Raw genomic sequence first — 23,662 nt, 5'->3', positions numbered from 1 at the left:
CCTCAATTGCCGTTCTGCAGATTGTTGGCCGCCACGTAGCCGGCGAGCGTTCCCGAGCGCAGTGCGGCGGCGAGCGCTGCGGTCGCGGCAGGGTCCTTCAGGACAATCGACTGGCCGTCCCGGCTGGTCCCGGTGCCGGCGGTCGGCAGGGTGAAGAACACGCCGCGTCCCGGCGGCGTGCTCCGCAGGCCGAAGGCGAGGTTTTCCAGCGACTCCAGGGTGAAGCTTGCGTCCAGGGTCACGTGCGGCAGCACCTTCTTGATGAGTTTGCGGACGGTGCCGCGGTCCGCCAGGCCGCCTTCGGAAGCCAGCTTGGCCATCATGGCTTTCAAGAACGTCTGCTGGTTCCGGACCCGCTGGTAATCGCCATCGGCGAAGGCATGGCGCTCGCGGACAAAGGCCAGGGCCTGCAGCCCGTTGAGGTGGTTCACGCCCGCCGGAAAGTGCACTTTGTCATCTGCTGTGGCGGTGAATGACTGTTTGATGTTGACGTCGACACCGCCGAGCGCATCCGTCATGGCCGCGAACCCTTGAAAATCCAGCATCACCGTGTGGTCGATGTGCGCACCCAGCAGCGCCTCCACCGTCCGCGTMATCAGCGGCAGTCCGCCCAGTTCCAGCGCGGCATTCACCTTCGCGGTTCCGTGGCCGGGGATGTCTACCCAAAGATCGCGCATGATCGAGATGCCGTAGACGCTCTTCCGGTCCGCCGGGAGGTGGATCAGCACAAGGGCGTCGCCGCGCTGGTCGGAGGTGGTGCCGTTGGCCGCCGCCGCCCGCTCATTCACCCGGCTGTCGCTCCCGATCAGCAGGATGTTGAGGGCGACGGCGGGTGGTTCCGGGGTGGGCGTGGGGGTGGGCGCCGGCGTGGGACTGGCCGCCGTCGCGGTCGCGGGCGCGGGGGCGGCGGCCGGTGCCGTAGCTCCGGCCGGGCCGGTGCCACCGGGACGGGGCCCGGGGAGTATGTAGGCCGCGACCGCGACGGCCACCGCGACGGCGACCGCGAGCAGTGCCCCCAGCAGCAGCGTCCGACGGCGGGCGCCTGCCACGGTGGGCGAAGGAGGGGGCGGGGACGCCGCGGAAGCCGCTGCTGCTGGCTCCGGAGCGTTCCCCATAAGCGGACGCTACCATCGCGCCCGGCCACGGACTATGGGTCCAAGGGCCTCTCTGGGCGCCTCACCCGGCCGGGCTTAGTTGCCGTTCTCGAACTTGTTCGCCGCGACGTATTCCCCCAGGGTGCCGGAGGCCATCGCTGCGGAGATCTTCTGGATGGCGTCCGGGTCGGCCAGCACGATCGACTGGCCGTCCGCGGACGTTCCGACGCCGTTGGTGGGCAGCGTGAACATGACGGTGTTCTGTGCCCGGATGTCCTTGAGCTCGAGTCCCAGCCCGGCCACGGCTCCCGAATCAAAGGTCTTGTCCACAGTGACGAACGGCGACACGGCGCCCACCATGTTGTTGATGGTGATCGGGTTGCTCAGCGTCTGGCCGGCGGTGGATTTCTTGATGATGGCCCGCAGGAACTCCTGCTGGTTGCGGACCCGCTGGTAGTCGCCGTCCGCGTAGGCGTGACGTTCGCGGACGAAGGCCAGGGCTTCGGTTCCGTTGAAGGTGTGTTGGCCCGGGGCGAAGGACTGGCCCTTCAGATCGTTCGACGTAAACGGCAGCTTGGTGTTAACGGTCACCCCGCCCAGCGCGTCGGTGAGCCCCTTGAAGCCCTCGAAGTCGATCATCGCCACGTGATCGATGCGCTGCTGGAAGATCGACTCGATGGTCTGCACCATCAGCGGCGTTCCGCCAAGGGCCAGCGCCGAGTTGATTTTCGCCTCGCCGTGCCCGGGGATGTCCACCCAGAGGTCACGCATGACGGACATCGTGTAGATGTTCTTGCGGTCAGCCGGAATGTGCACGAGCATCAGCGTGTCCGCGCGCTGGTCAGTGGGCGTGCTGGCGGTGTCGGGCTCGGCAGCGCCGCGGCTGTCACTGCCCATCACCAGGATGTTCATCGAGGTGTCCGTCTTCTTCGGGCGCGTGGACTCCACCGGGAAGGCCTGGTCGATCTTTCTGCTACCGGAGTCGAAGGTGTGGGCGAGGTTGAAGAGATAGCCGCCAGCCACCACCGCGACGAGCGCCACCACCACGGCGACGGCGATCAGCACGATGCGGCCCCGGCGTTTCTTCGCGGGCCGCCGCTCGCGGAGTTCCGCCCTGCCGGCGTCGTCTGGGCTGTCGAAGGGGTGTGTCATGTGTTCCTCTAAGTTGGCCGGGCATGGTGCCCGGATTCCATTTTGACCAATGCCAGGGCCGCACGGGCGCCGTGGAGGCCCTCAATACAGTACACCGGGCCCGTCTATCAACACTTCCGGCGGTGCGTGGCCTGGTCATCTGGACTGCCTCGGCCCGATAGTATCGGGCGGTGGCCTCACAGAGGGGTCCGGATATCCCCGTGGGGAGGGGCAGATGAAGCATCGCGGCGCGCGGCGTTCGGCCACGGTTGGAGATGCCCGAGTGCCGGGCCGCGGACTCCTTTATGCAGCGTTCCTGCCGGCTTTCCTGTTCCTGCTTGTTGCGGGCCCGGCCATGGTTGCGGACGCCGACCCGATCGGTGGTTCCGTTGCTGGTCCGGCGGCCGAACCGGCACGTGCCTCGTCCGGTTCAACGGGTCCGGCGGAGGGTCACGGTCCTCTCCTCGGTGCAGCATTGCAATGGGGCGAGGATAGCGCGGCGGGGTTCTCTGAACGACTGGGTTCCTCGCCGGGCATATTCAGCCACGATGTCACCCTGCCGGTCCGGGAATCCGAGAAGGCGGATGTCCGCAAGTTCGTCGAGCAGGCAGGCTCCCTGGGCGCCCATGCCCAGCTGACGGTAAAGCCCGCTGTTCCGTTGGAGCAGATCGATGCTGTTAGGGCTCTTGCCTTTGCGCAGGAGATCGGCCGGCTCACGGAGGGGATTCCCGGGAAAGTGTTCATCCGGTTTGCCCCGGACATGAACTCCAGCTGGGTGAGCTGGGGCCAGCAGCCAGCTGCCTATGTGGCCGCCTTTCGGGCGGTGGCAGCCGCGTTTGGCTCCATTGACGACGCCGGCACTGTCATGGTCTGGGAGCCCTTCCTGGCCAAGGATTACCCCTTTGAGCGGAACCGCAACGCGCCCGGGCCCGGCTCTGACGGGTATCGGATCCTGGACTCCAACGGGGACGGTGTCTGGGATGGTGCTGATGACGGCTACTCGCCGTATTATCCCGGGGACGACGTCGTTGAGTGGGTCGGGCTGAGCGCCTACCATGACGATACCCGTGGCGGAGCCGCCGTGAACTCGGTGCCGGCCTCCGGGGAGCTGGCAGACATGCTGACCGGTCACGAGGCCGGTGGGTCCTTCGGCAATTTCTACGGCGCCTACGTCCAAGGACGTGCTAAGCCACTGATGCTCCAGACTGCAGCGTTCTACAGCCCCACAGTGGGCGGCGCAGAGGAGTCCGCCATCAAGCTTTCCTGGTGGGGGCAAGTGCTTGCTGAGTCCTCATCAGAGCGGTTCAGCGGTGTCGAGGCCGTGGTCTGGGATGAGAAAATGAGCACCAGGGACAACGGTGTGGCCGCTATCGACTGGCGGCTGACCGGACGGCCGGACCTCGCGGCAGCGGCCGGAAACCGCTTGGAAAGCTCCACCCTGGTAACGGGACCCGTCACCGCCACCAAAGACCCGAGTGCTTCCGTGCCGGACGCCGGTCAGGTCCTTTCCGGCGGGGCAGTCTGGGGCGTTGGTGCCGCTGTGGTGTTGGTGTTGTTCCTGTTGTGGGCCGCTCCCCGGCGTTTGCGCCGCGTTTCGGGCTGGTCGTACAAGGACCCCTCGTCCCGGGATTCAAGGGTGGACCTCCTGCGTGGGCTCGCCATTGTGTTTGTTGTGGTCAATCACTTGGGCATGACTTCGCTTTTTCAGTTGTTCACCCAGGAGGCCGTGGGCTTCGTGTCCGGGGCGGAACTCTTTGTCCTGTTTTCCGGGTTGGTCCTGGGCATGGTGTTCGGTCCGCGGGTCACGGACCATCTTGGTGACGTGGTGGACCATGCCGGGAGGCGCGCGGGAAAACTGTACGGCACGGCCTTGGTGGTTCTGCTCGGCGTCTTCCTCTTTTCGCTTGTGCCGGCTGTCAATGCGGATGCCCTGACGTCATTCGTTGACCAGGGAACGGGCGCCGCGGGGCGCGGGGGATCGGGCCGCGCCTATGACCTCTACGCGGGAATGGGGTCCCTACTGCAGTTCCCGGTGCCCCCCGAAGTGATCCCCGGGATCCTGCTGTTGAGGTTCGGGCCCTGGCAGTTCAACATCATGGGCCTCTATGTGGTGCTGCTCATCGTCAGCCCCCTGGTACTGGCGGCTCTGTCCCGGGGAAAGGTGCTGTGGGTGCTGGCGTCGTCCGCAGCTCTCTACGCGGCGGGTGCTGTGTTCAGGATCCGGCTGCTGCCCTCGCAGTTCGAGGACTCCTTTCCGCTGATGGTATGGCAGGTCCTCTTCGTGCTCGGTCTGGTGGCCGGGTACCATCGGGCGGCCATCATCGCCTGGCTGGGCCGTCGGACCTGGGTGGTGGTCGCTTGCACGGCGGCCGCGGCCGCACTGGCTTTCCTGTCCTTCTGTAATCCGTATCTTGCCAACGGGTTTGATACCCGGCTGGCCGTCATGCCGGACGCCACCTACCGTGCCATGTACGATGCCTTTTTCGGCCGCACCTATCTGGAGCCGGGAAGGTTGCTGAACGTCGTGCTGTTGGTAGTGGCGGTCTACGCGTTCCTAACGGCCTATTGGAAGCCCGTGGAGCGTATTTTGGGGTGGTTCTTGATTCCCCTCGGACGGGCCACACTCTACGTTTTCATCATGCATGTAGTGCTGATCGCTGTCATATCCAATATCCCCGCCCTGCAGGATGGCCGAGTCCTGGTGAACACGGCCGCGTACGTGGTGGTGCTGGCCGTTCTTTGGGTGATGGTCCGGACACGCTTTCTGTTTCGCGTCATCCCCACCTGACGGGCGCCGCGGCGGCCAGAACCGCCACCAGCCTCCCCAGAGGGTGTGCTACGCGGCCACCTGAAGGCGGGTGAGGAAGATAGCTGTGACGTCGTCATCCGGTTGGGTCTCCCGGTGGAGGTCCTGCAGGAGGGCGGTGAGCTGTGCGGGGGTATGGTCGCGGACGAGGGCTGCGAGGTCATCGAGCGCGGCCAAGGTACCGTCGTAGAGGTCCAGGAGCCCGTCGGTGAAACTCGCGAGGGTCTCTCCCGGGGCGAGGAAAGCATATGCCGTGCCCCACGAGCCTGGTTCACCGAGTCCCAGCGGCAGCCCGCGACAGGGCAGGCGGCGGTAGGAGCCGTCACGGGCGACGATGATGCTCAGGCCGTGACCGGCGTCGGCGTACTCCAGGCGCCCGCTGGCCGGCTCAAGCCTGGCCAGGAAGGCCGTCGCAAAGGTAGCCGTGTTCTCCAGATCCACTGCGAGGAGCCTGCTGGCCCGGTCCAGAACCGCACTGGGCGCGTTGCCTCCAGCACTGCGTACCGCGCTGCGGACGGTGGCGGCCATGAGCGCCGCAGCCGTCCCCTTGCCCATCACATCGGCAAGCATCAGATCCACGCCGTCTTCCGATTCACTCCACGAGTAAAAGTCCCCGCCCACGTCCCCTTTCGGCAGGCAGATCCCGGAAATCTGATAGTGCGGTGCGCCCGGGGTGGAGGATGGCAGTAGGGCCTGCTGCACGGCTCGGGCACGGTCCCGGTCCGCGGAGTCTTGGAGCTCACGTTCGGCCCAGCTTCCGAGTTCATCCAACTGCCGGAGCTGAACCTCGGAAAGCTCACGCGGCTGGGTGTCAAACAGGCAGAGAGTGCCGACCCTGCTGCCCGCATCCACGCTCAGCGGCCGGCCGGCATAAAACCGGACACCGCGCCCGCCGACGACGTCAGGCAGGTCCAAGAACCGCCGGTCCGCCATCGCGTCCGGGACCATCAGGATTTCCGGTTGGGCAATCGCGGCGTCACAGAAGGTGTCCTTCCGGTCGATCTCCCTCAAACCCGTTCCTTGCGGTGACTTCACGAACACCCGGTCGCTGTCCAACAGATTCACTGCGGCTACGGGGACATTGAACAGTTCACGGGCGGCACGGGTGATCCGGTCAAAGCGTTCCTCCGCCCGCGTATCCAACAGGGATAAGCCGTGCAGGGACACCAGCCTGACACGCTCATTCTCGTCGGCTGTTGTCAGATCCACATTCATTTGCCGTCCTCCCAGACCGTCACCGTCAAGAGTACTGTCCAAGACCGGTTCCGGCGCCGGTGAACCGCGGCTCAAGGAGGCGAAGTCAGCTGTGGAGGCGGGCGAACCGCAGAATAGAGAGGATGGCCGGTGCGAGTTCGTCCTCCATCTGGTCGTAGAACTCCTGCCCGCGCCGGTAGGGATCAACGACGTCGTTGTCGGCGGCGTCCGGCGCCAGTGCCAGGTGCCGAACTGACGCCGCCCGGCCGGGGAGTTCCCGCCAAAAGGATGGAGTGTCGCTGGCGGGGGAGGGTGCGGGGGTGTCCGCGTCGCGCTGCTCAAGGACCTTCAGCATCCGGGCAAACTCGCGGATAGTAAAAGTTCGCTTCAGCAAAGAGGCATCCATCTGCATTACCTCGCCGCGGTGTTTAGCGGTCATCGCCAACACCAGATCGGACTCCCGGAGGATCTTTTGCGTCAGTTGGCGCGCCGCAAAACCGTCCGGGGTGCCGCCATACGTCCTGATGATGTCCGCAGAGCTCGGCTGGATCGGATCGCCCACCATGGCCCGCGTGCCGGCGCTTCGAACCACAAAAGTACCGGGCTGCACTTGATCCAGGCCCGCCTGAAGCAGGCGCTCGGCCACCGGCGAGCGGCAGATGTTGCCGGTGCAGACCGTGAGGATCCGAACGGGGCGAGGCGTATCCAAGGTTTATCCAACTTCCATTAGCGAGACTCTTGCCAGCGACGTGGTTTCCGAGTCTAGCCGCGACGGGCCATTCACATCTCCGGGAGAAGATAGGGCCGAGTTCTGTCGTTCTTGAAAATAAAGCATCTTGATATTGAAGATTCACGCTTTTCTGCGTACAGTCGTCCAAGGATGCCGAAACAATCGGCAGGAGCTTGCCCGACTGGGTTCTCCGCCGCACTAGAACTTGGGGTAAATAGATGTCGGAGATCAAGAGCCTGGCCGCACCGAAAGCGAGTTTCGACCGCCGTTCCGTCGTAAAGACCGCCGCGTGGAGCGTGCCTGTTATCGCGGCAGCTATTGCAGCCCCTGCCGCTGCGGCGTCGGGGCGGACTGCGACGGCGGCCTTCGGCGCGTTGGGTTCCGTGTCGTACAAAGGATCGCCGACGAAAACCGGCACGGCCCCCACGGGTTTGGCCATCCACAACACGCCCGGGGCTGCCATCAACGGCAACGCGACCGTTACGCTCACCATCACGCCGACTACTACAGGCAAACCTGGAACCGGTATAGGAACGCTCGCGGGGGGGACGGTGACCGTTGCCGGGAAATTCTCTGCCACCAATGTGTACACGATTACGTTCGTCTGCGCTACGAACATTCCGGGGGGCCAAACTCAAAGCTTTGCCTTCGGGTCATATTCCTACAACGGCAAAAACACTGATCCGGCCGCCAATTACACCATTGCGATGGACGTCACCCTCCCGGGCGGCCGCGTTATGCCAACAACTTCCTCGACGATGCACCTGAACGCGTAGATTCCTCCGGCGCCACGAGCCCAACTGTCCCCTTTGTATTTTACAAGTGATGTAATGGCAGTTATTAATGTGCCGGACTTCGGTGGAGCTGTGCCGAAGCGGGTCTGGCGGGGGCGTTTGGGGGCGGCTGGGGCGGTTCCCGAAAAATCATTCCGGGATTGGGGAAATAGTTGAAGGTCTCCAGTGACCTGAATATTGACGTATTAGCCACCAGTTTCACAGTTCGTTGGGGTGCCGCTGTCACAGACGTGCAGCGGCAAGCAATGACCCGGGCCTGGAGCCGGTGCTTGAGCAGCCCGCGCCCCGTTGCCCCAGGAGGTGCGCCGGTAACGTCAGACCTCCCCTTCACGGCATCCCTTTATTTCGATTCGAAACTGCCGGGCGACGGCGTTAGGCACCTCGGCTCTGACACCTTTGAGGGCCTGGCCGAAGCCGTGACGTCGGAAGTCACCGTCGCCGCCATCCTGGAACGTGCCGGCGAGCTGACCATGCTCCATGCCTGCGGTGTCGCCGATCCCGGCGGCGCCGTGATTGCCCTCGTGGCAAGATCCGGCACGGGCAAGACAACGGCTTCCTCGCAGCTCGCCCGGACCTTTGGCTATGTAACCGACGAAACCGTTGCCATCCGGGTGGACGGCACTGTTGTGCCGTATCCCAAGCCCTTGTCAGTTAAGCAGGTGACGGAAGGTGCCGCCAAACTCCAGGTAGGCCCGGACGAGCTCGGCCTGCAAGTTGCGCCGGACAATCCCCGCATCACGGCCATCGCCCTGCTCGACAGGGTTGCCGGCAGGAAGTACCAGTTGCCTGTCATTGAGCCGGTCCCTCTGGTGGATGCAGTGCTTGCGCTGATTCCGGACACTTCCTCCCAGGCCGTCGTCTTCCAGCCGCTTCAGTCGCTCTGCCGGCTGATCGACAGCGTGGGCGGAGTGTTCCGCGTCAGTTATTCCGAAGCGGCGGACCTAACGGACAGCCTGGCGCCGCTGTTTTTAGCGGAGCCCGCTAACCGGCCGGAAGCCATCACTGCATGGTCTCCCGCCCTGGTAGAGCCGGAAGCGGAGCAGGCAGATCACCAAGCAGGTGAAAAGAAGGCGGAACCCATCCCCACAGGCTGGCTGCGGAGGGCCGAAGCCGTCGACGCGGTGGCGATCGGCGAGGACTTGCTGGTCCTGACGGATACCGAACTCACCCGGCTCAGCGGCATCGGACCCATCATCTGGCAGTCCGCCCGCCGGCCGGTCTCGATGCAGACTCTAGCGAGCCGCATCGAAGCCCGGCATGGCCTGCCTGAGGGCTATGAAGCGTTGCTAGACGCGGCTGTTGACGGACTCGTCGGCCGGGGACTGCTCCTGCGAGGTTAACGCGGTTAATAAGCACACCAACGCGGTCGCCGTACCGTACAGTAAATTTTCGTGTGGGTCGTTGGGGCCAGGCACGGGGGAGAGGACCAAGGCGTGACTGGTTTTGATACGGCCGAGAATAACGGGCAGACACCTGCAGGGCTTGCGCTGGAGGACTACCTGCGCATTGCCCGGGCACGGTGGAAGGGTATTTTGGCTTTCACCTTGGCGCTCACCGTGCTCGCCTTCTGCTGGACCCTCCTGCAGCCTAAGATCTACTCCGCGCAGTCCAGCGGGATCGTCGTGGCAGGCGGCTCGGATAACCTCAGCCTCTCGCTAATGAGCGAGAACCTGGCCCAGACCAAAGCCGCCAAGTACGAGTCTGTGGCCAAGTCCAGGCTGGTGGCCGAGCGCGTCGTCAAGTCTCTGGGCCTCGCCACCTCGCCGGACGCTCTTCTGGGGTCCGTTTCCGTGTCCGTGCCGAAGGAAAGCGCCCAGCTTGCCGTCACTGCCACGTCCACCGACCCCGCAACAGCGCAAAGGGTCGCGGATGCCTGGGTTAAGGGCCTTGCCGAGCAAGTCAAGGAGATGGAAAGCATCCCCGCCGTGGAAGGTTCGAACGTCGTTCCCGTTCCGGTCATCCGGGTGGTAGCACTGGGCGAAGCCGTCCTGCCCACCTCTCCGACATCCCCCAACGTGAAGCTGGCTCTCGGAATCGGTGCCCTGGTCGGTCTGGCCCTCGGACTTCTCTATGCCATGCTTCGCCACCGTCTGGACCGTCGGCTCCGCAGTGCCACTGCGATCGAACGCAGGTTCGGCGTGCCCGTTCTGGGCACGCTCCCGGTGGACCACCGCTTGGACGGCAAGAGCACGGTGCTGGACGACGGGTTCAGCCCCGTCGCGTCGGGCGAGGGTTCGCATGCCATCACCGAGGCCCTGCGGGAGCTCCGGACAAATCTTCAGTACGTCGACGTCGACAATCCCCCGCGGATCATCGTGGTGACAAGTTCCGTGCCGGCCGAGGGCAAATCGACCGTGACGGCCAACCTGGCGGTCACCATGGCCGCCGCTGGCGAGAACGTTGTAGTGGTCGACGGCGACCTGCGCCGCCCCACGCTGGTGGATGTCTTCGACCTGATCCCCGGGGTCGGAGTGACCGACGTGCTGAGCGGCCATGCCGAGCTCGAAGACGTGCTGCAGGAATGGAGCGCGATGCCGAACCTGCGCGTGCTCGGGTCCGGCCGGATCCCGCCGAACCCCAGTGAGCTGTTGGGCTCGCAAGCCATGAAGACGTTGCTCATGACCCTCGCAGAGGACGCCATTGTGCTGGTTGACGCCCCGCCGTTGCTCCCCGTGACGGACGCCGCCGTCCTCGCGCGCATTGCCGACGGAGCAATCGTTGTGGTCAGGTCCGGAAAGACCACCGATGAAGAGCTTGGGAAATCCCTCGGCAACCTCGGGCGGGTCAACGCCAACGTCTTCGGCACCATTCTCAACCGCGTGCCCACCACCGGCGCGGGCTCGTACAGGTACTACACCGCTTATCAATCCGTCGAGCCGGTGGCAGCGCGGTAGCACTGGAGCGACATAGCACTGAAGATATCCCCTTCGAGCAACCGCTCTGAGGGGATATTCATTTCCTGAGAAGTCAGCCCACTCCGCCGGCACGGTCAAGCGGCCAAAACCTTGCCGCCACCTGACCGACTACGGCCGAGGACTTGATGGTCCTCATGCAGTCACCCGCCACAACAGTCAGGTTCCGGCAGGCGATGGCGGAATCCACCGAGACCGAACGGTGGTCTCCCAGCACCACGAGTTCTCCCTCGGGGACCGTGAACGCGGGAACACACCTGAGCGAACGGGGGCTGGTCTGGCAGTCGATGCTGCCTGGCCGAAAAGGCAGATCTTCGAAAATGTAGGGCTCGTCGAGGGGCTGGCCGTCGATTCGCAGTTTGCCATCCTCGCCACAGCAGCTGATGGTTTGGCCGCCGGTCGCCACCACCCGCTTCACCAGGAATCGCTCGTTGGAGGGCCCGATCCCTGTCATATCTCCGAAGGACCGGGCAAGCCCGGCGATGCCGCCGCCGCGTGCCACCGCCGATTCGGACTGCCAGCTGTCCGGACGGGTGAACACCACGATGTCGCCGGGGTGAGGTTCTGAGCCGGCGTAGGAAAGCCGGTTGACCAGGATTCTGTCGCCGCCGCCCGCGGATCCCTGCAGCGTCGGCTCCATCGATCCGGACGGTATCCGGTAGGCCTTCACCAGGAACCCCTGGACCAGGGCGACGGCCACCAGGGCAATCAGCATGTTCAAGACCACGGAGGCCCAGAGGGGGAGCTTCTTGACTGCGCCGATGTTCACGAGTTCAAGCTATCACCGGCGGTCTGGACTCATGACGCCGGCGCAGGCTCGTCCTGCAGCCGGTGATGCAGTCCCTGCCGCGGCGGTAGGGGGGGGCGCCCCCAATACAGTACGCCGGGGCCGCCGATCAACACTTTGTGGCCAACAAACCGGCACATAACGCGAGGTTTCCCGGATATGAAGCACAGTGTTGCCTACGTCACACTCCCTGCCTAGGCTGGGTTGCGGTCGCAGCGTCGCGGCCAAACCGGTCGCAGCGTCGCGGCCAAGCGGTGAATGCACGAACAGGGGAATCGTTTTGAACCACAAACTCCGGGTTCTTGTCAGGCTCGACCTCGATTGCGGTCAGGCAGAAGTAGCAGCGCAGGGACATGTGACGGCGAGGAGCCTCCAGGCCCTGTACGTGGTGGTCAAGCGGGCAAACCACCTGAAAGAAGGACTCCACCTCGTGTTGGATGTCAGCCACGCCGTGGTGGAACCGGCGGCCCTCGAGCAGCTGCGGGAGTGCTCAGCCTCCCACCACCTGCCGGCCGCCATTGATCCGCTTCAGTCTGAATGCCAGCTCAGCATCGTTGCGCCGATGGAATATGCGCCGGCCCCGCGGGTCCGAAGGCTGGCGGCGGCCTAGAGTCCAGCCGCGCCGGGTTCGCCTATCGAACACGTTCCTATCTAAACGCTCGCGTGGCCCCAAGTCCAAAATGTCGACGGGATGGCGCTAGTCGGCAGACGGCCGCTGTCGTTGACGTTTCGTCTCTGCCCGCTGTCCCTTTGCGGCGAGGCGCCGACGGTTCGAGCCCCGGGTGGGTTTGGTGGCACGGCGGCGAGCACCTTCGGGAGCAAGCCCCTCTGCCACGAGGGCGGAGAGCTTGGCCAGGGCGATCTCGCGATTGCGCAGCTGGGAGCGCCGCTCCGACGCCGTCACCGTGATCACCCCGGCGACGAGGCGTTGTCCGAGACGCCTGAACAGCATCAGTCGTTGGTCATCCGAAATCGCCGCCGAGTCGGCAACGCTCCACGAGAGTTCGACGCGGCTGTCCGAGGTGTTGACGTGTTGACCGCCCGGCCCGGACGAGCGCGAGAACCGCCAGCCGAGTTCCGACGCGGGAATCGTGAGCGCGGGTGACACCTCCAGATCCATGCCACTAGCCTTGCACGATATGGGCGAGGGCTGACATTCTCTGTTGTGCGGAGGCCCTGCTGCTTAGATGAAGCCGAAGACGGGCGGGAAGACCACCACCACGACTGTTGCCCAGGCGCTGTAGATCGGCAGGTAGCGTGTTTGCCAGCGCTCGACCACGGTAAACGGGAGGCGGCCGCGCAGGAATCCGACGGAGAGCCACGCCGCGCGCAACAAGTGCACCAGCAACAGCAGGTTCAGGCCGAGCGCGGCGATCTTGTTGGGACTGTAGCCGAACTCGGCGATGCGGGTGAGCATGGCGGTCAGCATCACGGCGTCGACTGCAAGGGCCGCGATGACGAGGGCCAACTGCAAAGCATCGAACAGTCCGGGCGGGGCGAGCGGTTCGCGGGCGGAAATCGAGTAGAGCAGCAGACAGAGGACCAGCACCAGGATCGCGTCCATGAGGATGAGCAGGGTGCGGTCGATCTCGACGAAGCCGCCGGCGGTGGCAAGCACGGCCAGAAGGACCAGCAGCATGGCAATGGTCAGCGGTGTGAAGACGCGGGTCAGGACGGGGGCGATGTTTTCGACCACCTGCTGCTTGGCCTCGACGAGCCAGGTGGCCACCACCAGGGCCCCGGGTACGGCGAACGGCAGGACCCAATCGTCCACGACCGGCTGGAAATTGGCGCCAATGATCCGGAGGGTCGCGAGCGTCAGGGCGATCAGGACCGCGCCGCCGAGCGCCAGCAGCGTGTAGTAGATCGCAAGCTCGCCGGTAAACCGCACGAAGTCCATGCGCCGCGTATCGGATCGCCATCTCCCCCCGACGTACGCCATTCCGGTCAGCACCCACAGGAAGACGGGAGCGTGCAGGGCGGCGAGCATCCCGGTGGCGCCGCCTGGGGCGAAGGGATACAGGTTGAGCACTGCCGCCAGGACGGCAAACGGGACCACCAGCGTCGCCGCCACCTTCCAGGTGAAGCGCCGCTTCCACGCGAAGTATCCGGCCACGAAGGGGAAGACGAGCAGGCCCAGGTTGCGCATCAGGGCGGCGCCATCCTCGATCCAGGCAGCGCCAGCCTTGACCGCCACGCCCGCCCCGACGGCAAGTGCCAGGACGACCACCAGCTCGCGCCATGGTGACGCGTTGCCATCGTCGGAGCCCTCCGGCACCAGGACGAGCTGCTTCCACAGCCGCTCGGAGTGCTCGCGGGCAAACTCGTGTGAGACGGCGTCGAGGTTGCCCAGGCGCTTGATGGCGACCAAGAAGGCCTCCTCGTCATCGAGGCCGGTGGCCTGCCGGTCGGCGATTTGCTCGCGCAGGTGATCCTCCAGCTCGTCCACGTCGGCGGGGGAGATCGCCCGGTTCCGCTGAACGTATCCGCGCCAGCGGTCGATCTGCGCCTCGAGCTCAGCGTGTGGCGCCATCACGCCCACCCCTCAGCCGCGGCCGCGGGCCCCTGGGTGCTCTGCCACACCTGCCGTAGCGCGTCTGCGACGACAGTCCACTGCTCCTGGCGGTCGGCCAGGGCGTCCCGGCCGGCCGCGGTGATGGTGTAGTGCTTGCGCCGGCGCCCGGCATCGGAGGTGCCCCACAGTGAGGACACGTAACCCAGCCGCTCAAGCCGGTGCAGCAGCGGGTAGAGCATCCCGTCGGTCCACTGCATGCCGCCGCCCGAGAGCTCACTCACCCGCTTGAGGATGGCGTAGCCGTACAGGTCGCCCTCGGCCAAAATGCCCAGCACCAGGGGCATGGCCGAGGCGGCGACCAGGTCTTTATCAATCCGCACCGCGCCTCCTATACCTAGAACTGAAAGGTATCAAACCTAGCAGCTCTAGGTATAGATGGCCGGGGCGCAGCGGATTAGCCGCCAACCGTCCTTGACGCATCTCCGGCCTTCCGCATATCCTGAACGAACGGTCGGTAATTATTTATCGGAAATCATTAGGAGCAACCATGGCATCGCAGACCCTGCAGTCAGTGCCCGCCGAGCCATCGCCGGCACGGCATGAACTGAGCCCCGAGGACGCGGCCCGGCTCGACGCCGAGGGCCAGGCCTATTTCGACAAGGTCATGGCGGAAGATTCCCGGATCGAGCCGCGTGACTGGATGCCGCCGGCCTACCGCAAAACGCTCCTGCGTCAGATCTCGCAGCACGCGCACTCGGAGATCATTGGCATGCAGCCCGAGGCTAACTGGATCTCCCGCGCCCCGAGCCTGAAGCGCAAGGCCATCCTCATGGCCAAGGTCCAGGACGAGGCCGGCCACGGTCTCTATCTGTATTCCGCCGCCGAAACCCTCGGCCAGCCGCGCGATCAGATGATGCAGGACCTGATGGACGGCAAGGCTAAGTACTCCTCCATCTTCAACTACCCCGCCCGCACCTGGGCCGACATGGGTGCCATTGGCTGGATGGTCGACGGCGCCGCTATCGCCAACCAGGTGCCGCTCTGCCGCGCCTCCTTCGGCCCCTACGGCCGGGCCATGGTGCGGGTCTGCAAGGAAGAGTCCTTCCACCAGCGCCAGGGCTTCGAGATTCTGCTGGAACTCTCCCACGGCACGCCCGAGCAGAAGCAGATGGCCCAGGACGCGGTGAACCGCTGGTACGCCCCGGCCCTGATGATGTTCGGCCCACCGGATGACGATTCGCCCAACTCCAAGCAGTCCATGGCCTGGAACATCAAGCGGTTCAGCAATGACGAGCTCCGCAACCGGTTTGTCGGCATGATGATGGAGCAGGTCAAGGTCCTCGGCCTGACGCTTCCGGACAAGGACATCCGCTTCAACGAGGAAACCAAGAAGTGGGAGCACGGCCCGCTGGACTGGGCTGAATTCCATGAAGTCCTGGCCGGCCGCGGCCCCTGCAACGCCCAGCGCTTGGAACGGCGCCGCGAGGCACACCACAACGGCACCTGGGTCCGCGAAGCCGCCGCCGCCTACGCGGAAAAACAGAGCCGTAAGCAAGCAGAGAAGGAATCCGCAGCATGACCACCCCCGAACCTCACGCAGGAAACGTCTGGCCCATCTGGGAAGTCTTTGTCCGCTCCAGCCGCGGCCTGTCCCACGTCCACGCTGGTTCCCTGCACGCGCCGGACGCCGCCATGGCCCTGCGCAACGCCCGCGACCTCTACACCCGCCGCAACGAGGGCGTGTCCATCTGGGTTGTCCCGGCTGACGCCATCGCTTCGAGCGATCCGGACGCCAAGGGCTCGTTCTTCGAGTCGCCCCAGGGCAAGGACTACCGGCATGCCACGTACTACACCAAGAGCGAGGGCGTGAAGCACCTGTGAGCACCTCACCCGAAACTGCGGCCGCTGCGGCTCCCGCAGAAACAGAAACCGGCGGCCACGGCGACATCTCCGTCGGCGTCAAGGGCTCCAGCGGCAGCGGTGAGGCCACGGCCAGCGCCACCCGCATCACCCCCGGCAACGCCCTCCGCCCGGAGGACATCGCCCTGGCCGTGAGCCGCGGCACCGCGAAGCCGAGCGAGGACGCTGCCGAGTTCGCCCTGCGCCTGGGTGACGACGCGCTGGTCCTCGCCCAGCGCCTGGGCCACTGGATCTCCCGCGCCCCGGAGCTTGAGGAGGACATTGCCCTCGGCAATATCGCCCTGGACCAGCTGGGCCACGCCCGCTCCTTCCTCAGCTACGCCGGCGGACTCGACGGGCGGAGCGAGGACGACCTCGCCTACTTCCGCCGCGAGCCCGAGTTCCGTTCCGTCGAGATCTTCGAACTCCCGAATGGCGACTTTGCCGTCACTATCGCCCGCCAGTTCGTCGTCAGCTACTACCAGTTCGAGCTGTACAGCCGGCTGACGCAGTCCACCGACGAAACGATCGCCGGCATCGCCGCCAAGGCCGTCAAGGAAGTGGACTACCACCGCGACCACAGCGCCCAGTGGGTCCTCCGCCTGGCCCAGGGCACGGACGAGTCCCGCGAGAAGATGATCCACGGTTTCAAAGTCGTCTGGCCCTTCGTCGATGAGCTGTTCCGCGACGACGAACTCACCGGACGCCTCAGCGAAGCCGGCGCCGCGCCCCAGCCATCGAGCCTGCGCGAGGACTTCGACCGGCTCACCGGCGAGATCCTGGCCGAAGCCGAGCTCGAGGTCCCCAACGTCCAGCCATCACCGGGCGGGGGCCGCCGCGGCCTGCACTCCGAACACCTCGGCTACCTCCTCGCCGAGATGCAGGTGCTCGCCCGCGAGTACCCCGGAGCCAGCTGGTAGAGACCATGGAAATGTTTGTCTCCGATCCGGAAACCGCCGAGCGCCGCAACGCCGCCAAGGGCAATACTGCCCGGGAGAAGGCCTGGGCGGTCGCTGCCACCGTGTGCGACCCCGAAATCCCGGTCCTCACCATCGCGGACCTCGGCATCCTGCGCGATGTCCAGGTCTCGACGGAACCAAGCACTGACGACGGCGGGATGGTTCCCGCCGTCCAGGTCACCATCACCCCGACGTACTCCGGCTGCCCCGCCATGGACGCCATCCGGGATGACCTCACCGCGGTTTTCCACCGTGCGGGGTACCCGAGCGTCCGGGTCGAACTTGTCCTCTCGCCGGCCTGGACCACTGACTGGATGAGTGCCGACGGCAAGGCCAAGCTGGAGCAGTACGGGATAGCCCCACCCTCGGGCCACTCGGCGGCCACCCGGCACGCCGGCCCGGTCCGGCTCTCGCTTGCCGTCAAGTGTCCCCAGTGCTCATCCCTGAACACCAAAGAACTCACCCGCTTCGGTTCCACCTCCTGCAAGGCCCTCTACGTGTGCCAGGACTGCAAGGAACCGTTCGACTACTTCAAAGTCTTGTAAGGAACAGGTGCTTCCATGAAGGTTGTCCGCCAGACCGCCGCGGAGTCGGCCGCAGCCACCGGCCGCCGTCGTGCGTCCTTCCACACCCTGACGGTGGACGAAGTCCGCCGTCTCACCGACGACGCCATCGAGGTGACGTTCGGGGTCCCGGCCGAGCTCGCCGGCCAGTTCGACTACCTGCCGGGCCAGTACGTCGCGCTGCGCACCACTTTGCCCGACGCCGACGGCCAGCCGCACGAGATCCGCCGCAGCTACTCGATCTGTGCCGAACCGCGCAGTTTCGCGGACGGCAGCAGCGAAATCCGCGTGGCCATCAAGAAAGACCTCGGCGGCCTGTTCTCCACGTGGGCCAATGCCGAACTCAAGGCCGGCGACGTCCTGGACGTCATGAGCCCCATGGGTGCCTTTGTCTCCAAGCACGGCCGCGACGGCAAGTCCGTGGAACAGAACGTCATGAACTCCATGAACCATCCGGAAGAGTTGGCGGGGGAGCCCGGCTCATTCGTGGCGATTGCCGCCGGCTCCGGCATCACTCCCGTGATCGCCATTGCCCGCACCCTGCTGGCGGCCCACCCGGAGACCCGCTTTGACCTCGTCTACGCCAACAAGGCTGCGATGGACGTGATGTTCCTTGAAGAACTCGCGGACCTGAAGGACAAATACCCGGCCCGGCTGGCGCTGCACCACGTGCTCTCGCGTGAACAGCGGATCGCGCCGCTGCTCAGCGGCAGGATCGACGCCGAGAAGCTGCAGGCACTGCTGGGCACTGCCATCCACGCCGACGACGTCGACGAATGGTTCCTCTGCGGCCCGTTCGAACTCGTCCAGCTCTGCCGGGACACCCTCGCCGAGCGTGGCGTTGCCCCGGAGCATGTCCGCTTCGAACTGTTCACTTCGGGCAAGCCGGAGCGCCCCGAGGGCAACATTGGCCGGCCCGTGGTCACGGACGAATCCAAGGAAACCTACAAGATCACGTTCAAGCTGGACGGGCTGCAGGGCGAGGTGGCCAGCCCCACCCATGCCCGCGAGTCCATCCTCAACGCCGCTCTCCGGGTCCGTCCCGATGTGCCGTTCGCCTGCGCTGGCGGCGTGTGCGGCACCTGCCGGGCCAAGGTGGTCAGCGGCAATGTCACCATGGACGAGAACTACGCCCTGGAGCAGGATGAGCTCGACAAGGGCTACGTCCTGACCTGCCAGTCCCACCCCACCACCCCGGAAGTCACGGTCGACTTCGACGTTTAAGCTTTTTCGACGTCCAGGCCTTTTCCAATCCAAGGAGCCCCATGATTTCCCTCTCCATCGCCGACGGCGTCGCCGAGGTCGTCCTCGACGCCCCGCACAAGCTGAACTCCCTCGACGAGCAGGCACTCGCGGATTTGTCCCGGGCGTACGACGACGCCGCTGACGCCGCCGCGCGCGGCGACGTCCGGGCGCTGCTGCTCCGCGGCGAGGGCCGGGCCTTTTGCGCCGGCCGTGACATTGCCGGCGTTACACCGGAGAGCGATGACGCGCAGGCCTACCTCGGCGGGCTCGTCCAGCCGCTGCTGAAGAAAATGAGCGCCTTCCCCGCGCCCACGTTCGCCGCCGCCCAGGGCGCCTGCCTCGGCGTGGGGCTGGGGCTGCTGCTGGCCACAGATGTGGTTTACGTGGCAGAGAATGCCAAGGTCGGCTCACCGTTCGCCAAACTCGGCGCCACCCTGGATTCCGGCGGGCATTGGTATTTCACCGAACGCCTCGGCATGCACCGGACCCTGGACCTGATCTACACCGCCGAGCTCATGAGCGGTGCCGACGCCGTGGCGCAGGGCCTGTTCAGCCGGGCCATGCCCGCGGCGGAACTGCTGCAGAATTCCCGCGCAATTGTGGCCAGCGTTGCCACCGGCGCCACGGGTGCGTTCCGGGCCAGCAAGGAGCTCGTCGCGCACATCCGGGACCAGCGGCTGGGGCTGTGGGAGGCCATGGAAGAGGAAAACGCAGAACAGGCACGGCTGTGCAAGAGCGAGGACTACGCCGAGGGTTTCCGGGCTTTCCAGGAGAAGCGCAGCCCGGTTTTCAAGGGTCTTTAGGCTCTCTTGCGGGCCCGACTACCACTTTGCACCTTTGATTTGTAAGGTGCAGCTATGACTTTGGGGAAATCAATCAGAAAAGCCGTCATTCCAGCCGCCGGATTGGGCACACGCTTCCTGCCTGCCACCAAGGCAATGCCGAAGGAGATGCTGCCGGTGGTTGACCAGCCGGCCATCCAGTATGTGGTGGAGGAGGCCGTCAGGGCGGGCCTGACCGATCTGCTGATGATTACCGGCCGCCAGAAGCGGGCGCTGGAGGACCACTTTGACCGCGCCCCGGTCCTGGAACGGACCCTGGAGCTGAAGGGCGATCTGGACCGCTTGGAGGCGATCCAGCACGCCTCCAACCTGGGACCGGTGCACTACGTCCGCCAGGGCGACCCGAAGGGGTTGGGCCACGCGGTCCTGTGTGCCCGCCAGCACGTGGGAGACGAGCCGTTTGCCGTCCTGTTGGGCGATGACCTTATTGACGAGCGCGACGAGCTGCTCAGCACCATGATCGAGGTCCAGGCGAGGACAGGTGGTTCGGTGGTCGCCCTGATCGAAGTGGATCCGGCCCAGATCAGCGCCTATGGCTGTGCGGACATCTCCGCGGTGGAGGGCGAGGACTACTTCCGGGTGAACCGCCTCGTGGAAAAGCCTGCCGTGGAAGACGCTCCGTCCAACCTGGCCGTGATCGGGCGGTACGTGCTCCATCCGGAGGTCTTCGATGTCCTGGAGGAAACGGAACCTGGACGTGGCGGGGAGATCCAGCTGACGGATGCCCTCCAGACCCTGGCCGTGTCCGACTGCGAGGGCGGCGGCGTTTACGGTGTGGTCTTCAAGGGCCGCCGGTACGATACCGGCGACAAGCTCAGCTACCTGAAGGCGGTTATTTCCATCGCCTCAGAGCGTGTTGAATTCGGTGAAGAGCTGAAGACCTGGTTGAAGGAATTTGTAAACTAGGCAGCAAGCTAAACGCGAGACTTCGGCAGGCCCGGCGCTGAAATGCGCCGGGCCTGTTGATGTCTTAAGACCCTGAGCACGGCAGCGGCAAACAGGGCGCCTGCCAGGCAACCCGCGGTGTTGGTCAAAACATCCAGTGGGCTCGCGAAGCGGCTGCTAAGGAACAGCAACTGGCCCAGTTCCATACACGCGGAGGCCAGCAGTCCCAGGGCCGCGATTTGCCACCATTTCCGGCCGGGAAAGGCCAAAGTGGCCGCGATTCCCACGGGGATAAAAAGCACCACGTTGGCGGAGGCCTCCACGAACGCGTAATTAAACCAGCCGGGAAAGCCAAGCGCATGGAGCAAAAATAGAAAGGCGGCAAGTTCGCCTTGGACGGGCCGGTCCACGGGGCTGGGCCAAAAGCCGATAATCGCCAGCAGGATAAATGCACCGCCCAGGACTCCTTGCCAGAGCCGGGGCCGTCCCAGCGTCCTCACAGTGGCCCTAGGAGGTCTTCAGAACGGCCAACGCCGCCGTTCCCAAGGCGACGGTGGCCAGGAGCGTCAAGAGGATGTAGGGGAGCGCCTGTCTGGTGGGCAACGGTATAACAAAGCCCGGATGCCATCTTCTTTTTGTGCGCCAATGTCTCCCCTTAAATTCCGGTCTCCCCATAGCCTTAGTAAATACCACAACTGGCCATGACAGGCCCCATGACGTGTTAACACGAATGGTGGTGGGATTCATCGGTATCCCGATGAACCCCACCACCATCTTTAATGTGGATTGGCTTGGAGCCTAGACTGCAACCTCGGCCTTGGCGCGGCGGCGAACCACCACAACGGAGGTTACGCCGGCTGCCAGGGCACCTGCGCCCACCAGGGACCAGATCATGAGGTTGGAATCAGCGCCGGTGTTGGCCAGCCCGCTAGTTGCGGTGGTGGTCGTGGTCGAAGCGGCCGCTACTGCGGCGCCTTCCACCGTGATGCTCGAGGTAGCGGTGACGCCAGACTCCACACCAGTCGCGGTGATGGTGTAAACGCCCGGCTCGCTGATGCTGAGCGGGAGGGCAAAGGAGCCATTGCCATCGGCCTTAGCGGAGAACTGCTGCGGTGCCAGCGGCAGAGTCATCTTGCCGGGAACGCTCATGCCACGGCCGTTGACGCTTGCCCCCGTCGATGCAGGCTTAGTCCCGGGCGTGACTTTGATGACGAGGCCTTCGCCGGCCTTAAAGCCCTTGCCACGGAAAACGAACTGGGCACCCGGTCCAACAACGCCGTCGGAAACGGCGGCGTTTGCGGGAGGTGCCGGGTAGTGACCGTTGTCGTTGCCGTTGCCCTTGCCGTTGCCCTTGCCGTTGCCCTGGCCGTTGCCCTGGCCGTTGCCGTTGCCCTGGCCCTGACCTTGGCCCTGGTTGTCTGCCATTGCCGGCATTGCGCCCATGAGTGCGATGGAGCTCGCGAGTGTGATTGCCGCAAGTGTTTTTTTCATTCTTGTCCCCCTGAGACCGTGAATACGTGTGTCACGCGATTGTGGAGACTTCCGGCCCCCCGAGCGGCCGCGGATTGAAATCTCATTTGATAAGCCCATGCAGAGACTAGCATCTAAAACGAGTGTGACCAAAGTGAATCAAGTCGCTTTACTTACTGTTAACTTGGCATTTACGTCCCCGCCCCGCAGGCGGAATTCTCGGTGGCCCGGATGACGTCCTTGACAGGCTGAACGGTGGGCGTGACAACCACGGTCGGTTCCGCATGCTGAACGATCTTGCCGAAGGTCAGTTCTACAGTGCTGCTCTGGCCTGGTGCCAGGGCAACGGTGACGGTTCCCACTGGCCTATCGGCGTGGCGGTGGGCGGCGAAGTCCGTCTTCTTTCCGTCAACCGTGGTTGATTCCACGTTGGCTTGCACCGGGCCGTAGGCAATCACATTGGTCTGGACTGTTCCGGGCGGTACGCCGTAAGTGCCGCCGCCTGTGACGTACGCAGGGAGTGACGTTGCTGCGTCGGCGGGGGCCGTGTTGGTGCTGGTGATGCGGACCTTGACCTGCCCGTAGCCGTCGGCCGTGCATTCCTTCACGAGTTGAACAGACCGCTTTACGTAGTAGTCCATCTTGGCGCCGGTTCCATCGTTGAAGTAGACGCCGAACTGCGCGGGGGCAACACTCTTGCCTGCGATAGATCCGCTGAGCGGATAGTTCGCGATGATGTTTTGTTCCGCGGTACTGCCGGACCAGACGAGGACCCGGCCTTCCGCCGCGCCCCGGGTGATGCCTTTGATCAAGCTCTTGGCTTCACCCTTGCCGCTTGATAGGGCTCCGAAGACTTCCTTGGCCACGCCGGCAAAATAGGCGTCCTGCAGTTCGGGGCGTTCGATCTTCGCGTAGACGTCTGAGACAAGCGTCTGAACAACGTTCTTACTTGTCAGCTCAGTAGGGAGCCCGGCCTTTGCTGTAGCAGCCAGCCCGGGATCAGTGATCCGAACGGGGCCGGTCGCATCCAGGATATAGCCCAGCGCCACGGGGTCCAGGGAGAGTACACCAYCCACGTGCACTCCGGTCTTCCGTTCCCACATGGCCTGCGCAGTGGCTGCGGCGGTGGGGAAGTCAGGAGTGAGGTTGACGTCCTGCAAGTATTCGCCCAGCCGCGCGGAATAGATTTGTACCTGCTCGGCATCCACGGGCAACACCGGGGACATCACCCCGACGCCTCCAGCGTTGCTTTGGGCGCCTAACGTCAGCTTGCCGTGCTCCAGCGTCAGGATCGCGAGCGCGCCCGGTATGCCCCCGGAGGAGCGGGCTTCTGCATTGTTCTGAATCATGAGCAGATATTTCCGGTTGCCGTCGGCTCCCAGCATGCCCGGGGCGATTTGGGCCGCATCCGCGGATGCGTCCAGGGCGCCGGTCACTGTTTGGAGTTGATCCCGGGCCCGCGCCAGAGGTTCAGCAACCTGGGGCCACAGATTGCTGGCGTCGATTCCGTCCAGCCGTTCGGCCGAGGCCCGCACAGCGTGCGCAGCGGACGAAACGCTAGGGGAGGCCACTCGCAGGGGTTCCAGGTTTGTCCCCGCCGAGCTGGGCAGAAGGCTGTCCCAGTCAAGGGAATCGAAGACCTTCACTAGAGGCGCAACCCCCAAAGTGGCAACGTCCTCAGCTGATCGAGCCACTTCTGCGACGGCGCTGAAATTTGCACCGATCCAAGGAATCGACCCTGCGATGGTCCAAAGCGGATCATCCGCAGCATCGCGGGCGGCGGAGGCGTGGGATCGGAGGGTATCCGAAGTTTCTTGGGCCTGCTGTGTCTTGCCA

23 protein-coding genes are annotated in these 23,662 nt (G+C 64.8%); 12 read left to right on the top strand and 11 right to left on the bottom strand.

What is annotated here, in order from left to right; all coding sequences use genetic code 11:
* Positions 1–2: 2 nt before the first annotated feature.
* Positions 3–1,115, bottom strand: a complete 1,113-nt coding sequence (locus AC1D1W_RS04520; protein WP_476943052.1) for an LCP family protein — start codon at positions 1,113–1,115, stop codon at positions 3–5.
* Between the two features lie 75 nt (positions 1,116–1,190).
* Entirely contained in the window at positions 1,191–2,246 is a 1,056-nt protein-coding gene (locus tag AC1D1W_RS04515) for an LCP family protein (protein ID WP_476943051.1), read from the bottom strand.
* Between the two features lie 214 nt (positions 2,247–2,460).
* Between AC1D1W_RS04515 and opgC the strand changes: the two genes are divergently transcribed.
* On the top strand, positions 2,461–5,013 hold the full coding sequence (gene opgC, locus AC1D1W_RS04510; RefSeq protein WP_476943050.1) for an OpgC domain-containing protein: 2,553 nt from the start codon (positions 2,461–2,463) through the stop codon (positions 5,011–5,013).
* A 48-nt stretch (positions 5,014–5,061) separates the two neighbouring features.
* Here opgC and AC1D1W_RS04505 read toward each other — a convergent pair whose 3' ends face one another.
* Together AC1D1W_RS04505 and AC1D1W_RS04500 are read right to left on the bottom strand one after the other, a co-directional pair.
* Positions 5,062–6,246, bottom strand: coding sequence for a PP2C family protein-serine/threonine phosphatase (locus AC1D1W_RS04505; RefSeq protein ID WP_476943049.1), 1,185 nt, complete (start codon positions 6,244–6,246; stop codon positions 5,062–5,064).
* An 85-nt stretch (positions 6,247–6,331) separates the two neighbouring features.
* Positions 6,332–6,934, bottom strand: coding sequence for an arsenate reductase/protein-tyrosine-phosphatase family protein (locus AC1D1W_RS04500; protein WP_476943048.1), 603 nt, complete (start codon positions 6,932–6,934; stop codon positions 6,332–6,334).
* Positions 6,935–7,173: 239 nt separating this feature from the next.
* Here AC1D1W_RS04500 and AC1D1W_RS04495 point away from each other — a divergent pair, with 239 nt between their 5' ends.
* The 3 genes from AC1D1W_RS04495 (at position 7,174) to AC1D1W_RS04485 (ending at position 10,643) form a co-directional block, all read left to right on the top strand.
* On the top strand, positions 7,174–7,731 hold the full coding sequence (locus AC1D1W_RS04495; RefSeq protein ID WP_476943047.1) for a hypothetical protein: 558 nt from the start codon (positions 7,174–7,176) through the stop codon (positions 7,729–7,731).
* 287 nt (positions 7,732–8,018) lie between these two features.
* Positions 8,019–9,089 (top strand): hypothetical protein, encoded by a 1,071-nt coding sequence (locus AC1D1W_RS04490; protein ID WP_476943046.1) that lies wholly within the window; start codon positions 8,019–8,021, stop codon positions 9,087–9,089.
* Between the two features lie 93 nt (positions 9,090–9,182).
* On the top strand, positions 9,183–10,643 hold the full coding sequence (locus tag AC1D1W_RS04485) for a tyrosine-protein kinase domain-containing protein (protein WP_476943045.1): 1,461 nt from the start codon (positions 9,183–9,185) through the stop codon (positions 10,641–10,643).
* Positions 10,644–10,716: 73 nt separating this feature from the next.
* Here the strand turns inward: AC1D1W_RS04485 and lepB are convergent, their stop codons facing one another.
* On the bottom strand, positions 10,717–11,430 hold the full coding sequence (gene lepB / locus AC1D1W_RS04480) for a signal peptidase I (protein WP_476943044.1): 714 nt from the start codon (positions 11,428–11,430) through the stop codon (positions 10,717–10,719).
* A gap of 298 nt (positions 11,431–11,728) precedes the next feature.
* On the opposite strand from lepB, the gene AC1D1W_RS04475 reads away from it, so the two are divergent.
* On the top strand, positions 11,729–12,058 hold the full coding sequence (locus AC1D1W_RS04475; RefSeq protein ID WP_476943043.1) for a hypothetical protein: 330 nt from the start codon (positions 11,729–11,731) through the stop codon (positions 12,056–12,058).
* Positions 12,059–12,145: 87 nt separating this feature from the next.
* On the opposite strand, the gene arfB is transcribed toward AC1D1W_RS04475, so the two are convergent.
* The 3 genes from arfB to AC1D1W_RS04460 form a co-directional block, all read right to left on the bottom strand.
* Positions 12,146–12,568, bottom strand: a complete 423-nt coding sequence (gene arfB / locus AC1D1W_RS04470; protein WP_476943042.1) for an alternative ribosome rescue aminoacyl-tRNA hydrolase ArfB — start codon at positions 12,566–12,568, stop codon at positions 12,146–12,148.
* A gap of 63 nt (positions 12,569–12,631) precedes the next feature.
* Complete coding sequence (locus tag AC1D1W_RS04465; protein ID WP_476943041.1) at positions 12,632–13,981, bottom strand: permease prefix domain 1-containing protein; 1,350 nt, start codon at positions 13,979–13,981, stop codon at positions 12,632–12,634.
* On the bottom strand, positions 13,981–14,343 hold the full coding sequence (locus AC1D1W_RS04460; RefSeq protein ID WP_476943040.1) for a PadR family transcriptional regulator: 363 nt from the start codon (positions 14,341–14,343) through the stop codon (positions 13,981–13,983). The genes AC1D1W_RS04465 and AC1D1W_RS04460 overlap by 1 nt, the downstream gene beginning before the upstream one ends.
* A 167-nt stretch (positions 14,344–14,510) precedes the next feature.
* On the opposite strand from AC1D1W_RS04460, the gene paaA reads away from it, so the two are divergent.
* The 7 genes from paaA to galU are packed head-to-tail and all read left to right on the top strand — an operon-like array spanning position 14,511 to position 20,377.
* Complete coding sequence (gene paaA, locus AC1D1W_RS04455) at positions 14,511–15,542, top strand: 1,2-phenylacetyl-CoA epoxidase subunit PaaA (protein ID WP_476943039.1); 1,032 nt, start codon at positions 14,511–14,513, stop codon at positions 15,540–15,542.
* Positions 15,539–15,844, top strand: a complete 306-nt coding sequence (paaB, locus tag AC1D1W_RS04450; protein WP_024367847.1) for a 1,2-phenylacetyl-CoA epoxidase subunit PaaB — start codon at positions 15,539–15,541, stop codon at positions 15,842–15,844. Before paaA ends, paaB begins: the two co-directional genes overlap by 4 nt.
* Entirely contained in the window at positions 15,841–16,782 is a 942-nt protein-coding gene (gene paaC / locus AC1D1W_RS04445) for a 1,2-phenylacetyl-CoA epoxidase subunit PaaC (protein ID WP_476943038.1), read from the top strand. Before paaB ends, paaC begins: the two co-directional genes overlap by 4 nt.
* Before the next feature lie 11 nt (positions 16,783–16,793).
* Positions 16,794–17,366, top strand: coding sequence for a 1,2-phenylacetyl-CoA epoxidase subunit PaaD (gene paaD, locus AC1D1W_RS04440; protein ID WP_459386029.1), 573 nt, complete (start codon positions 16,794–16,796; stop codon positions 17,364–17,366).
* A gap of 15 nt (positions 17,367–17,381) precedes the next feature.
* Positions 17,382–18,608, top strand: coding sequence for a 1,2-phenylacetyl-CoA epoxidase subunit PaaE (gene paaE, locus AC1D1W_RS04435; RefSeq protein WP_476943037.1), 1,227 nt, complete (start codon positions 17,382–17,384; stop codon positions 18,606–18,608).
* 41 nt (positions 18,609–18,649) lie between these two features.
* Positions 18,650–19,432, top strand: a complete 783-nt coding sequence (locus AC1D1W_RS04430; RefSeq protein ID WP_476943036.1) for an enoyl-CoA hydratase/isomerase family protein — start codon at positions 18,650–18,652, stop codon at positions 19,430–19,432.
* A 54-nt stretch (positions 19,433–19,486) separates the two neighbouring features.
* Positions 19,487–20,377: a UTP--glucose-1-phosphate uridylyltransferase GalU gene (galU, locus tag AC1D1W_RS04425; RefSeq protein ID WP_476943035.1), complete on the top strand. Its 891-nt coding sequence runs from the start codon at positions 19,487–19,489 to the stop codon at positions 20,375–20,377.
* Between the two features lie 8 nt (positions 20,378–20,385).
* Here galU and AC1D1W_RS04420 read toward each other — a convergent pair whose 3' ends face one another.
* The 3 genes from AC1D1W_RS04420 to AC1D1W_RS04410 form a co-directional block, all read right to left on the bottom strand.
* Positions 20,386–20,856, bottom strand: coding sequence for a VanZ family protein (locus tag AC1D1W_RS04420; RefSeq protein ID WP_476943034.1), 471 nt, complete (start codon positions 20,854–20,856; stop codon positions 20,386–20,388).
* A 298-nt stretch (positions 20,857–21,154) separates the two neighbouring features.
* Positions 21,155–21,847, bottom strand: a complete 693-nt coding sequence (locus AC1D1W_RS04415; protein WP_476943033.1) for an LPXTG cell wall anchor domain-containing protein — start codon at positions 21,845–21,847, stop codon at positions 21,155–21,157.
* A gap of 170 nt (positions 21,848–22,017) precedes the next feature.
* Positions 22,018–23,262 (bottom strand): DUF4012 domain-containing protein, encoded by a 1,245-nt coding sequence (locus tag AC1D1W_RS04410; RefSeq protein WP_476943032.1) that lies wholly within the window; start codon positions 23,260–23,262, stop codon positions 22,018–22,020.
* Positions 23,263–23,662 lie beyond the last annotated feature (400 nt).

Source organism: Arthrobacter sp. P1_B4, from assembly GCF_056406555.1.
This window is presented reverse-complemented; position numbering and strand designations above follow the sequence as displayed.